General features: G+C 55.6%; 14 protein-coding genes and 1 other RNA gene. 6 read left to right on the forward strand and 9 right to left on the reverse strand.

What is annotated here, in order from left to right:
• Positions 1-73 precede the first annotated feature (73 nt).
• Positions 74-1,306, reverse strand: a complete 1,233-nt coding sequence (locus AC007G_RS03460) for a maltodextrin ABC transporter substrate-binding protein (protein WP_085396665.1) — start codon at positions 1,304-1,306, stop codon at positions 74-76.
• A gap of 354 nt (positions 1,307-1,660) precedes the next feature.
• On the opposite strand from AC007G_RS03460, the gene AC007G_RS03465 reads away from it, so the two are divergent.
• The 3 genes from AC007G_RS03465 to AC007G_RS03475 all read left to right on the forward strand — a co-directional run bounded on the left by AC007G_RS03465 (position 1,661) and on the right by AC007G_RS03475 (position 5,176).
• Positions 1,661-2,770, forward strand: coding sequence for an ABC transporter ATP-binding protein (locus AC007G_RS03465; protein WP_032689215.1), 1,110 nt, complete (start codon positions 1,661-1,663; stop codon positions 2,768-2,770).
• 262 nt (positions 2,771-3,032) lie between these two features.
• A complete protein-coding gene (locus AC007G_RS03470) occupies positions 3,033-4,607 on the forward strand; it encodes an EAL domain-containing protein (protein WP_032700684.1) in 1,575 nt (524 codons plus the stop codon).
• A gap of 23 nt (positions 4,608-4,630) precedes the next feature.
• Positions 4,631-5,176, forward strand: a complete 546-nt coding sequence (locus AC007G_RS03475) for a flavin reductase family protein (protein ID WP_032689217.1) — start codon at positions 4,631-4,633, stop codon at positions 5,174-5,176.
• 47 nt (positions 5,177-5,223) lie between these two features.
• Here AC007G_RS03475 and AC007G_RS03480 read toward each other — a convergent pair whose 3' ends face one another.
• Positions 5,224-5,577 carry a DUF1428 domain-containing protein gene (locus AC007G_RS03480; protein ID WP_032689238.1) on the reverse strand — a complete coding sequence of 118 codons (354 nt, stop codon included), beginning with the start codon at positions 5,575-5,577 and terminating at the stop codon, positions 5,224-5,226.
• A 92-nt stretch (positions 5,578-5,669) separates the two neighbouring features.
• Entirely contained in the window at positions 5,670-6,284 is a 615-nt protein-coding gene (gene yczE / locus AC007G_RS03485; protein WP_032689218.1) for a membrane protein YczE, read from the reverse strand.
• 87 nt (positions 6,285-6,371) lie between these two features.
• Between yczE and yczR the strand changes: the two genes are divergently transcribed.
• On the forward strand, positions 6,372-7,799 hold the full coding sequence (gene yczR / locus AC007G_RS03490) for a MocR-like transcription factor YczR (RefSeq protein WP_032689219.1): 1,428 nt from the start codon (positions 6,372-6,374) through the stop codon (positions 7,797-7,799).
• Between the two features lie 132 nt (positions 7,800-7,931).
• On the opposite strand, the gene AC007G_RS03495 is transcribed toward yczR, so the two are convergent.
• The 3 genes from AC007G_RS03495 to ffs all read right to left on the reverse strand — a co-directional run bounded on the left by AC007G_RS03495 (position 7,932) and on the right by ffs (position 8,891).
• Positions 7,932-8,147 carry a hypothetical protein gene (locus AC007G_RS03495; protein WP_004858752.1) on the reverse strand — a complete coding sequence of 72 codons (216 nt, stop codon included), beginning with the start codon at positions 8,145-8,147 and terminating at the stop codon, positions 7,932-7,934.
• Positions 8,144-8,401: a hypothetical protein gene (locus AC007G_RS03500; protein ID WP_032696529.1), complete on the reverse strand. Its 258-nt coding sequence runs from the start codon at positions 8,399-8,401 to the stop codon at positions 8,144-8,146. The genes AC007G_RS03495 and AC007G_RS03500 overlap by 4 nt, the downstream gene beginning before the upstream one ends.
• Positions 8,402-8,794: 393 nt before the next feature.
• An RNA gene (gene ffs, locus AC007G_RS03505) (signal recognition particle sRNA small type) lies at positions 8,795-8,891 on the reverse strand.
• A 268-nt stretch (positions 8,892-9,159) separates the two neighbouring features.
• Between ffs and AC007G_RS03510 the strand changes: the two genes are divergently transcribed.
• Entirely contained in the window at positions 9,160-9,471 is a 312-nt protein-coding gene (locus AC007G_RS03510) for an MGMT family protein (protein ID WP_032689224.1), read from the forward strand.
• A 38-nt stretch (positions 9,472-9,509) separates the two neighbouring features.
• Here the strand turns inward: AC007G_RS03510 and AC007G_RS03515 are convergent, their stop codons facing one another.
• The gene (locus AC007G_RS03515; protein ID WP_032689225.1) at positions 9,510-10,022 is read right to left on the reverse strand and encodes a YbaY family lipoprotein; all 513 of its coding nucleotides are present in this window, start codon (positions 10,020-10,022) and stop codon (positions 9,510-9,512) included.
• Positions 10,023-10,241: 219 nt separating this feature from the next.
• Here AC007G_RS03515 and tesB point away from each other — a divergent pair, with 219 nt between their 5' ends.
• Positions 10,242-11,105, forward strand: a complete 864-nt coding sequence (gene tesB / locus AC007G_RS03520; protein ID WP_032696530.1) for an acyl-CoA thioesterase II — start codon at positions 10,242-10,244, stop codon at positions 11,103-11,105.
• Positions 11,106-11,202: 97 nt separating this feature from the next.
• Here tesB and amtB read toward each other — a convergent pair whose 3' ends face one another.
• Both amtB and glnK read right to left on the reverse strand, forming a co-directional pair.
• Positions 11,203-12,489 (reverse strand): ammonium transporter AmtB, encoded by a 1,287-nt coding sequence (gene amtB, locus AC007G_RS03525; RefSeq protein ID WP_032689240.1) that lies wholly within the window; start codon positions 12,487-12,489, stop codon positions 11,203-11,205.
• Between the two features lie 33 nt (positions 12,490-12,522).
• Positions 12,523-12,861, reverse strand: a complete 339-nt coding sequence (gene glnK, locus AC007G_RS03530) for a P-II family nitrogen regulator (protein WP_004858743.1) — start codon at positions 12,859-12,861, stop codon at positions 12,523-12,525.
• Positions 12,862-12,869: the final 8 nt, after the last annotated feature.

Consider the following 12,869-nt stretch of genomic DNA (forward strand, 5'->3'; position numbering starts at 1 on the left):
TCTATGCCCTGATAATCCGGGTAACAGGTCAGCGGCCAACGCGCCTGTTACCTTACAATGACGGACATCGCGATTACTGGTTGCTGGCCTGCATAGCCTCGATCTGCATCTTGATCTGCTTCTCTGCATTATCGAGCGCCGCCTGCGGCGGCTGTTTGCCGGTCAGGCTGAGCTCCAGCGCCGCGTTCGCCGGCCCCCACACTTCGCCCATTTCCGGGATCCCCGGCATCGCCGTGGCGCGAGCGGATTGCACCGCCACCGCGCTGGCTTTCTCGTCATTCTTGATAAGCGGATCGTCAATCATGGCTTTCAGCGCCGGGATCTCGCCGGTTGCCACATAGCGCGCCTTCACGTACTGAGGCTGGTTGATAAACTCAATAAACTGCTGCGCCAGCGCTTTGTCTTTGCTCCAGGTCGACACCACGTAACCTTTTACGCCAAGGAACGAGCTCATCGGTTTGCCGTCTGGCAGCATCGGCAGCGGCGCGACGCCGTAGTTAATCCCCGCCGCTTCGTACGGCTGGAACGCCCATGGACCGTTGATCACCGCCGCCGCTTTCTTCTCCGTGAATAACGAATCGATGGCATTCAGCCCGTTATCTCCGAGGATCCCCGCCGGGAAGACCTTGTCGCTATAGAATTTTTTCAGGAAGGTAACGGCTTCGACCGCGCCGGGTTTATTCAAACCGACGTCCTGCGGATTAAAACCGCCCTTCTCGTTTTTGCCGAAGATATAGCCGCCCATCGGACCAATCGCGCCCCAGCTGTAATAGATCTGATCGAACTTGGCCAGCAGGCCATATTTGTTCTCCGCCCGCTGCGCTTTCGAATAGTCGAACCACGCCTGCAGGCTATCCAGCGGTTTGTCGATCAGCGCTTTGTTGTAAATCAGCACCAGGGTTTCCACCGCTTTCGGCACGCCATACAGCACGTTATCCATCCGGAAGGCATTAATTGACGCCGGGGTGAATACCTCCTGCTTCGCCCGATCCAGCGTCAGCGGCGACAGCAGCCCCTGCACTACCGCTCCCCCGAGCTGGTCATTGGGGATCACCAGCACATCCGGGCCAATGCCGGCAGGGCCATCAAGGCGCAGCTTTTCCAGCTGTTGTGCATAGGGCATCTCCTGCACGTTGACCTTAACGTCGTACTGTTTTTCAAAATCGCCGATCGCCGCTTTAATCCCGTCGGATTTTTTGATGTCTTCCCAGACGTTCAGCTGACCGGCGGCGTGGACCTGCAGGCTGACAAGCTGCCCGGCAGCCAGAGTCGTGAGGATAAGTGCAGCAAGGATGTTCTTTTTCATTATCAACATCATGTGAAGGTATAACAATTTATTGGTTTTTATTTGATAACTTCATTTATCACTGTGTATGAATCAACTGATAAATGGCGACTTACAACGCTAAATCCAGTTTTTCCTGATTTGTTATACGCTACGCTTTGAAGGCGTATAAAACTACACAAGACTACCAGTTGTGTGATCGTGATTGCAGAAATGAAACATCGATGTAGGGCTCAAAAATACGGGAAGTTATAGTCATTCCATGATTTCAGCGCTGTTGAGCATTGTTGAGCCTGGTTGTTACACGTAATACAAAAAACCGCTGCAACCCTAATCCCAACGGCAAATAACGATTACTAACCCCGGGGAATGTTGATGTCCAATATACGACTGAGGAATGTCACCAAACGGTTTGGTACTACCGTGACGCTGCACCAGGTCAATCTTGATATCGAAGACGGTGAATTTGCAGTCTTTGTCGGGCCATCCGGCTGCGGGAAATCGACCCTGCTGCGGATGATTGCCGGACTTGAGGAGGTCAGCGATGGCGAGGTGCTGATCGGCGATGAGGTGATGAATGATGTGGTGCCCGCCCATCGCGGCGTGGCCATGGTTTTCCAGTCCTATGCGCTCTATCCGCACATGACGGTGGCGGAAAATATGGGCTATGGCCTGAAGGTCAATAAAGTGCCGAAGGACGAAATTCGTCGTCAGGTCGAAATGGTCGCCAAAACGCTACAGCTGACCCATCTGCTGGACCGCAAACCGAAACAGCTCTCCGGCGGCCAGCGTCAGCGTGTGGCAATCGGCCGCGCCATCGTACGTAACCCGCGGGTGTTTATGTTTGATGAGCCGCTCTCGAACCTGGATGCGGAGCTGCGCGTCGAGATGCGTCTGCACATCGCCAAACTGCACCATGAGCTGAAAACCACCATGGTGTATGTCACCCACGATCAGGTGGAAGCGATGACCCTGGCCGATAAAATCGTGGTGATGAACTACGGGAAAGTCGAGCAGATGGGATCGCCGATGTCGCTGTACTACAACCCGGTCAACCGGTTCGTCGCCGGTTTTATCGGCTCTCCGAAAATGAACTTCCTGCCCGCCACGGTCAGCGCCTGGCAGCCGGGTCAGCTCACCGTACAGATGGCGCAGCAGCATAGCCTGACGCTGAATATCACCACCTCGCCGCTGCAACCCGGTGACGCGGTGACGCTGGGGATTCGCCCGGAACACCTGTCGACCGACGTTCGCAGCGGTACGGTAGTGGAGTTTCAGTGTGAAGTGGTTGAACGCCTGGGGAACAACACCTACCTGTTCGGCCAGTGCTATGGCCATGACAACGTGAAAATTCTGCTGCCCGGCGATGTGCACTTCCGCCCGTGGCAGAAAATCGACGTCGCCTTTGACGACCGCTTCTGTATGGTTTTCGATGAAAACGATCTGCGGATCAGCGCCGATATTACTGCGCCAGATGCTCATTAAAAAACATCTGGCTGTCATGATGACGCTGTAAACTGAACCTGGATGCTGATAACGCAAGCTATCGGCATGCCAGCTCCAGCCCTCGTTTTAATCCGCGCCGCTCATTGCCTCGACCGCTGCGGATCATCCACTGTTAGCCCGATATCCGCGCCATGTCGTGATTCGGGCATTTTTTAAATCCAATAATAATTGTCGCTCGTCTGCGACCTTTCTCCGCTATCGGATATACTGATCAAACCCCCAATAACATAAGGATATGCGCATGACGACCAGGAATCTGGTGAGTCTGGTAACCGGGGTATTGATACTCGCCGTCATTGTGCCGATAGCCTTAAGCATCTGGCTGGCGACCAACCAGGCAAAAATACTGTTTTATTCCGAGCTGGATAACTACTCTTCCCGCGTGCTGATGCGCATCCAGCAGGTGGCGAACCAGGCACGAGAAGCGCTGCAGGAAGCCGATGCCCACAGCGCAGCCGCCTGCAGCCCACAGCATCTGCTCGCGATGCGCCGAATCGCCTATACCCACCGCTATGTGCAGGAGGTGCTTTGGCTCAAAGGTTCGGTGCCGCAATGTTCTTCTCTTGAAGATCGCAGTCCCCCAGTCTCCTTTCCTGACCCCGATCACATCACCACCGACGGTTATCGGGCCTGGCTCACTTCAGTCAACGATCTCGGCCTGAAGCGCAAAATGACGGCGCTAGGCAGTAAGAATCATGTCGTGATGATCGATCCCGCCTCATTTATCGATATCATTTCGCCCGGCCAGGAAAATATTCATGCGATTCTGTTTGGCACCAAAGACAAGCAGGTGATTACCAGCAGCGAGCCTCTCAATCCGGTGGTCTGGGAGCAAATCAAGCACCTGGATGGCCAGACGCTCACCGTCGACAACACGGTTTATCGCCTCCATCGTATTCCAGAACTGGGGCTGGCTATCGCCACCTGGTCATCCACGCTACCGCTGCAGGAAAAATTCCGCCACCAGCTGGTGCTGTGGCTTCCCCTCGGCCTGTTTATCAGTCTGCTGACCTCATTTTTGCTACTGCGACTACTGCGCACCTTACGCTCTCCACGCTATGGGATGCTGGATGCGCTGCACTCCGACGCGATTCGGGTCCATTACCAGCCCATCGTCTCGTTGAAGGAGGGCAAAATCGTCGGCGCCGAAGCCCTGGCGCGCTGGCAGCAGCCCGACGGCAGCTTTTTATCGCCGGATATTTTTATTCCGCTTGCCGAAGAGACCGGGCTCATTACCCATTTAACTGAAGATATTGTGCGGAAAATTTTCGCCGAGCTCGGCCCGTGGCTGCACACGCATCCGGAACTCCACATTTCGATTAATCTGTCGGTCGACGATCTGCGCTCACCTACTCTGCCAGCCCTTCTGGCCGATCGGCTACAGCAGTGGGAGATCGCGCCTGCGCAAATTACGCTTGAGCTGACGGAGCGCGGTTTCGTCGATCCCGAAACCACTCTGCCGGTGATCGCCCGCTATCGTCAGGCGGGACACAGCATTTCGATCGATGACTTCGGGACCGGTTATTCCAGCCTCAGCTACCTGCAAAAACTGGATGTCGATACCCTGAAAATTGACAAATCCTTCGTCGATACCCTCGAATATAAGCCGCTGACGCCGCATATCATCAAAATGGCAAAAGCGCTCCACCTGGCTACCATTGCCGAAGGCGTCGAAACAGCAGAACAGCGCGACTGGCTGTGTCGCCACGATGTGCTCTACGCCCAGGGCTGGCTGTACAGCCCGGCATTGCCGAAAGAGCAGTTTATTCTGTGGGCGGAAAATAACCTTAAAGCGCATGCGCTACGCTTAAGGTAAATCCATGAAGGGAGAGCTCCCTGATGCAAAAACATCCCTGGCCTTTACACGATGTGCGCCACTGGCTGGAACCCGGCGCGGTCGTCTTAATCAGCAGCCGCTGGCAGGATCGAAATAATATCATGACCCTTGGCTGGTATACGGTGCTGGAGTTTTCCCCCTCGCTGGTAGGGTGCATGATTTCCGCCGGCAACATCAGTTTCGACATGATTCGCCGCAGCGGGGAGTGCGTTATCAACCTGCCTGACGCCGCCATGGCGGAGACGGTCGCCAGAATCGGGAACTGTGACGGTGACGCGGTAGACAAGTTTGCTGCCTTCCGGCTCACCGCGGAAGCCAGTGAACAGGTGTCCGCGCCGTCAATTGCCGAATGCCACGCCAGTTTTGAATGCCGGCTCTTCGACGATGCGCTGGTGGACAGCTATAACTTCTTTATTTTTGAAGTGGTGGCGGCAAACGTAAAACCGCAGCCCAGGTGGCCACAGACACTGCACTATAGCGGCGGCGGTCTGTTTCGTACCGACGGCGACGTACGCGATTATCGCCACCTGTTTACCAAAGTATCCTGACCACGCCACTGCCGCCCCCTTCCACAGGAAAGGGACGGCGGGACAGATTATTCATCCAGTAACGGCAGGAAGCCGCCGAAAATCATTCGCTTACCATCAAACGGCATGCTATCGCCTAACGCTTTCATCCTTGGGTCGGCCATCATGGTGGCATTCGCCGCATCGCGCACCTCTTTTGACGGATATTCTATCCAGCTGAACACGACCTCTTCGTCGCTCCCGGCTTTCACCGCCATGCGAAAATCGGTGAGCTTACCGTCCGGCACATCGTCTGCCCAGCACTCCACCACCCGTAGCGCACCAAACTCTTTAAACAGCGGTGCGGCCTTTGCTGCCAGCTCGCGATAGGCCTCCTTATTTTTCGCGGGCACGGCAACGACAAAACCATCAACGTACTTCATGAGTATGATCTCCGAAGTGAACAGCGCGACCGGCGAACCCGACCGCATCTGTAAGGCTAAGTTTAGCCCTCATCCCTTATTACGGGATGAAATCAGGAGACCGCCTCACCGGTAGCGGTGACCGTTTTGCGCACCGTCGGCTGGCGAAACCAGGGTAAACACAGCTGGATAAGCGGCCCAATCGTCAGCGCATAAAGCACGGTACCGACGCCAACGGTACCACCCAGCGCCCAGCCGATCGCCAGCACCGATAGTTCAATGACGGTGCGGATCCCCCGCAAAGACCACCCGGTACGGGCATGCAAACCGGTCATCAGTCCATCACGCGGTCCGGGGCCAAAACCGGCGCCAATATACATCCCCGTGGCCAGAGCATTCAGTACGATGGCGCCGATCAGCATCAGGCTGCGCAGCACCAGCGACTCCATTGGCGGCAGGACGGCCAGCGTCGCGTTTGCCGCCAGCCCCAGCACAATCACATTGCTGACCGTTCCCAGACCCGGCATTTGACGCAGCGGGATCCACAACAGCAGCACCGCGGCCCCGGTCAGAATAATCACCGTGCCAAAATCGAGGCCAAACTGCTTACCGACGCCGAGATGAAAAACATCCCACGGATCGGCACCCAGATTGGCATGAACAAACAACGCGGTCGACACGCCGTACAGAACAAGACCGATATAGAGCTGCACTAATCGACGTAACATTTTTTACCTCTGGATGATTGCGGACCTCGCCATCATCAGCAAAAATGGATTGATAATTAATGGCCAGTTTTTTAAAAGTGGATCGCTATGGTTTCTCGTCGCTTCGGTACGCAATCGCTGGTACGCCTGCTGGGCCACTGGCAAGAGTCTTCGACCCGAACGCCGCTCTGGCGCCAGCTGGCGGACGCCCTGCGTCTGCTGATTCTTGATGGTCGCCTGACGCTGGAAACGCGGCTCCCGGGCGAACGGGAGCTGGCCGCGGCCCTGAACGTCAGCCGCACCACCATCGCCAGCGCGCTCGGCCAGCTGCGTGAAGAGGGTTATCTTTACAGTCGTCAGGGAAGCGGTTCGCGTATCGCGCTGCCGGAACGAGCGGACACGGTGACAACAGCGGACTTCCGTCCATCATCGGTCAATCTGGCCACCGCCGCCCTGAGCGCCGGACCAGAGATACACCAGGCCTATCATCAGGCCCTGACGATGCTGCCGCAACATCTGTCCCATACCGGTTACGACCAGCACGGGCTGCCGGTATTGCGGGAGGCGATAGCCCGCCGCTACTGCGAACGGGGTCTTCCAACCCGCAGCGAGGAAGTGATGATTGTGAACGGCGCGTTGAGCGCATTTTCGCTGGTGCTTCGCCTGCTAACCGGGCCAGGCGACCGCGTGGTGATTGACGCGCCGTCCTATCCCATGGCGATCAGCGCCATTCAGGGCGCCTCCTGTCGGCCGGTCGGCGTCGCCCTGCCGCAGCACGGCTGGGACTGCGACGGACTGGCGGCAACCATTGCGCAAACCGCACCGCGGCTGGCCTGGCTGATGCCTGATTTCCACAACCCTACCGGCCGTTGTATGGATAGCGCGACCCGCCAGCGAGTGGCCGATATGGCAGCGCAAACGCGTACGACGCTGGTGGTCGATGAGACAATGGTGGATTTATGGTACAACGCCCCGCCGCCGCCGCCGCTGGCGGCCTTCAACGCCGAGGCACCGGTGATAACAATTGGCTCGGCCGGAAAAAGTTTCTGGGGGGGATTACGTATCGGCTGGATCCGCGCTTCCTCACGCACCATCGCCTCGTTAGTCCAGGCCCGGGATTCACTCGACCTGGGCACTCCGCTGCTTGAACAGCTGGCCTGCAGCTGGCTGTTCGAAAATGATCGGGCCTGGCTCCCGGCGCGTCGAGCAATGCTGGCCACACGCCGTGATATGTGTGGTGCGCTCATGACGGAATACTTTCCCCACTGGCGCTTCACATCACCTGAAGGCGGACTGTCATTTTGGGTGGAATTACCGGGCATGCTGGCGACGCTCTTCTCAGCAAGAGCGGAGAGTATCGGGATTCATATTGGTACCGGAACGCGCTTCGGTCTGGCTGGCGCCTTTGACCGCTACTTGCGTTTACCTTTCACCCTGGACGATGAGGAGTTGCGCAACGCCTTTACGACCCTGCAGCCAGTCTGGGCGGGTCTTACGCAGCAGAATGAAAATACGCGAATGCGTAAAATAATATAATAAAATATCGACGGGCTGGATTCAGCCCGTCAAAAACCATCATCCATGACGCATATGAGATGTTTTTTATAAATTGCACTTCATGATGTCATTGCTATATGTCAGCCCGATGACATCAATGAATAAATTTCATTAATGCTGGCGTGGGATGGGAAAACTTTTTAACGAGATAATAAAACCATCTTCATCTTTTTTTATTTTCGCCCCGGTATCACACCAGTCGGAGGCAATGCGAAAGAACTCATCACTACCGATATTCCAGTTGAGGCGAACATGCTTAACATACCCTGAACGTAACAAGTCGCAGGCTTCGCTATAGTTGCTGGCTGTAGAGAGTTGTTGTTTCATTTTTTCTTCTTCAGAATTTTTCTTAATGCTTTGATTTCTTTAGGGGTTAATGGAGAAGCTTCTTCTTCGGTATGCTGGCTATCGATATCCTCTTCCGAAACCCCCGCCTCACCTGCTGAATCTGCCATTTGAAATGCCAGAAGCAGCAGTTTCTCCGTTGCAGTACCCAGATTCTCGTTATTTACTTCCGCATAATGACGCAGCTTTTCTTTTAACTCCGCATCAATTTTTACGTTCAAAACTACTGTAGTCATCGTCATGCTTCCCGTGCAATAAATTTATCATAATTAATACACGAAGTTAACAAACTGATCCAGACATATATTTTCAGCTGCCGAACAGGCAATAAATGCCCAGAGATAATCTGCCAGTTATTTGTGACATGAAAATGACATTAATATTTCACTATTATTTCAAATTTATGACATATATTTTTAAAGCATAAACCGGGGGTATTTTTAGAGGCGATACTGGCAGGCACGATGATCCTTAAACTATCCGCTATTCTTCGTGCTGGCACGATTCGGGAGCAGAATAATCAGGGAAAAGCAGTCCAACATCCAGGATGCGAAAGCGGTTTTTTTGCTGTGTGCAGGAGCATGAGAAAAACAAAGAAAGAAACAGGGATCCCCAGAATTGGGTGGGGGCCCTGCCAGCTACATCCCGGCACACACGTCGTCTGCTCTGGCTGCTTCCTTCCGGATCTGACCTGGTAAACAGAGTAGCGTTGCGGGAGAACCAACAGAGCCCCCATTGAGAGCGTCGTTATCCAACGCGCAGCCGCATTATCCCTACTGGACCGACGAATTGCAAGCTAACCCCAACCGGATGCTGGTTTATTGTGCAGCGCCGGGCGAAAAGCTTCCTGTACACCCCTGGCAAGACCGGCAACGCTGCGTCGCCTCCACTTGCGACGCTCGCTTCCACGGTCGTGAAACCTGGATAGCCCCGACGCTGTACAGCCACTCGGTCAGCGCTTATTCTGAGCCTTTCCCGGTTTACAGGACGCACGATGGATTCTCACGACACTTTTCCCCGGCGGGTCTGGCAAATTGTGGCCTCAATTCCGCAAGGTTACGTCGCCACCTATGGCGATATAGCACGGCTGGCGGGTTCACCTCGTGCGGCGCGCCAGGTTGGCGGGGTCCTCAAGCGCCTGCCTGAAGGTTCCACGCTTCCCTGGCACCGGGTGGTCAATCGCCACGGCGACATTTCCCTTACTGGCCCGGATTTGCAGCGCCAGCGCCAGGCGCTGCTGGCTGAAGGTGTCCAGGTGTCCGGCAGCGGCCATATCGATCTGCAGCACTATCGCTGGATTTACTGAAGATAAAAAAAATGCCCCTCGGCAGGGGCATAGATGGGTTACTGCGCGGCAGGGGCATCGCTGCTGGCGACCGGTACGGCCGTCTGCTGTACCGGCACCAGAATCAGGTCGGCCCGGTTCCCTCCCCCATTCACCACCGTCTGCACGGTATCGGTGATAAACATCATCTGACCGTTAACCGTAATGGCCGAGCTCAGCAAAATGCGGGCATTCGGTTTGATATCCGCCGGGTTGTACGGCAGGACAAAGTTATACGGCGGCTGCTGGCCTTCGGTGCGAACCGTTTTCTGCGCCAGGACATGCGCCGGTGCATCGGCCAGCGACGCATCCGATAAGGTGACTGTCAGTACCGCATCCGGCGGTAGGGCGACTCTCTGCCGGATCGAGATAGTCCCTGATACATTAGGCTGCTGCTGCGAAGAAGTCAGTGACGCAATGCCATATGGATCGGGGGCAGCCGCCTTATTGGCTGTCGTGGCGCTGTGATTATTCGCGCAGGCGGTCAAAGCGGTTGCAACGGCTAAAGCACTTAACATATAGGCAAATTTCATTATGTTCTCCTTTTCATCCCTTTATTTGCAGGAGTATGTCCTGCCGACTGGCGAGCAGTAACATTGGCATCGTGGATAAGTGTGGCACAGATCTCAGTTCTCTTCCTGCAAATGACCCTTTATTCAGATTATTACACCCATCGGACCACTTGCGATTCCAGGTTATACTTGGCCTCAATACGCACTGCGCAAGGCAGTTATCATTGATTGAGGGTAAATATGAGTCAGGCACTAACCAATCTGCTGGCATTATTGAATCTGGAAAAAATTGAAGAAGGGTTATTCCGCGGGCAGAGTGAAGATCTGGGCTTACGTCAGGTTTTTGGCGGCCAGGTCGTCGGTCAGGCGCTGTACGCGGCGAAAGAAACCGTGCCTGCCGAGCGTCTGATCCATTCATTCCACAGCTATTTCCTGCGCCCTGGCGATAGCCAGAAACCGATTATTTATGACGTCGAAGTACTGCGCGATGGCAACAGCTTCAGCGCCCGTCGGGTGGCGGCCATTCAAAACGGGAAACCCATTTTTTATATGACCGCCTCCTTCCAGGCGCCAGAGCCCGGCTATGAGCACCAGAAATCGATGCCGACCGCCCCTGCGCCGGATGCTCTGCCTTCCGAAACCGATATCGCGCGCAAGCTGGCGCACCTGCTGCCGCCGCAGGCCAGAGATAAGTTCCTCAGCGACAAACCGCTGGAAATCCGCCCGGTTGAGTTTCACAACCCGCTGAAGGGCCACGTTGCAGAACCGACCCGTCAGGTGTGGATCCGCGCCAACGGCGCGGTGCCGGAGGATATTCGCATCCATCAGTACCTGCTGGGCTACGCTTCCGATTTCAATTTCCTGCCGGTGGCGCTCCAGCCACACGGCGTCGGGTTCCTGGAACCGGGGATGCAGGTGGCGACGATCGACCACTCGATGTGGTTCCATCGCCCGTTCAACATTAATGACTGGCTGCTGTACAGCGTTGAGAGCACTTCTGCCTCCAGCGCCCGGGGCTTCGTTCGCGGTGAGTTTTATACTCAGGATGGCACGCTTGTGGCGTCAACGGTGCAGGAAGGGGTCATGCGCAACCGTAACGCGTAAGGAGTTATGCGCGACGGGTAACATCTGATGTTGTCCCTCCTGACGAAAAAAAGCCTCCCGTCGGGAGGCTTTGCTGCTACTGGAGTGACTCAATTTATCAGGCGTTGTAGGCGTTTTCGCCGTGGCTGTTGACGTCCAGACCTTCGCGCTCCTGCTCTTCCGGAACACGCAGACCTACGGTCATATCCGCCACTTTATAACCGATGAAGGCCACAATGCCGGACCAGACGATAGTGATGCCGATACTTTCCAGCTGCACCAGCAGCTGATGGCCCATGGTGACGCCTTCCGCGTAGCCAACGCCGCCCAGAGAGGTTGCGGCAAAGATACCGGTCAGGATACAGCCCACGATACCGCAGACACCGTGTACGCCGAACACATCGCACGGGTCATCAACACGCAACCAGCGTTTGAGAACCGTTACGCCCCACAGACCCGCCAGACCGGAGGCGATACCCACAATCAGTGAGCCGCCTACGCCGATGTAACCACATGCCGGGGTAACGCCAACCAGACCGGCAATCGCCCCGGAACAGGCACCTAACAGAGAAGGTTTACCGCGGGTCGCCCATTCGCCGAAGGTCCAGGCCAGAATAGCCGCGGCGGTCGCTACAACGGTGTTGACGAAAGCCAGCGCGGCAATTTCGTTCGCCGCACTCGCGGAACCGGCGTTAAAGCCAAACCAGCCAACATACAGAATTGCCGTACCGGTGAAGACCATCGGCAGGTTATGCGGTTTGAACGCTTCTTTGCCAAAGCCAACGCGTTTGCCCATCATATAGGCACCAACCAGACCGGCCACGGCGGCGTTGATATGCACCACGGTACCGCCGGCAAAATCCAGCGCGCCGTGCGTCGCCAGCAGACCACCGCCCCATACCATGTGTGCAATCGGCACATAGGAGAGCGTCATCCAGACGACGACGAAAATCAGCACCGCGGAGAACCGAATACGTTCAGCCAGCGCGCCCACGATCAGGCCAACGGTGATGCAGGCGAAGGAGCCCTGGAAAGCGACGTGGATGTACTGATAGAAGGTTCCCATCAGCGCTTTCAGCTCAATGTTTTTCAATAATACCCAGTCGAAGCTGCCGAAGAAGCTGCCGCCGGTACCAAACGCCAGGGTGTAGCCATAAACCACCCACAGCACGCATACCAGCCCAAAGGTGACGATGACCTGGGTCAGCATAGAGAGCACGTTTTTACCGCGAATCAGGCCACCATAGAACAGCGCAATGCCCGGAATGGTCATAAACAGCACCAGCGCGGTGCAAATCATCATAAAGGCGTTGTCGGCTTTATCTGCCACTGCCGGTGCGGCCATCGCCAGCCCCGGAAGCAGTGCCAGCGAACCCAGACCCGTTTTCATTGTTGCTATTTTCATTTTCTCGATCCCCATCACTGTGTGGTCTGGACGTTACAGTGCCGCTTCGTCGGCTTCGCCGGTGCGGATGCGAATAACGCGTTGCAACTCGGCGACGAAAATTTTGCCATCGCCAATTTTTCCGGTGTAGGCCGCTTTACTAATCACATCAACGACCTCATCAAGCTGATCGTCGGCAATCGCGACATCAATCTTCACCTTTGGCAGAAAATTGACGCTGTATTCGGCACCACGGTACAGCTCGGCGTGGCCTTTCTGACGGCCAAACCCTTTTACCTCAGTGACCGTCAGGCCCTGAATGCCGATGGAAGATAACGCTTCACGCACATCTTCCAGTTTGAATGGTTTGATTACCACGGTAACCAGCTTCATAAGTCCCC

This window comes from Klebsiella sp. CSG-1, from assembly GCF_056521145.1.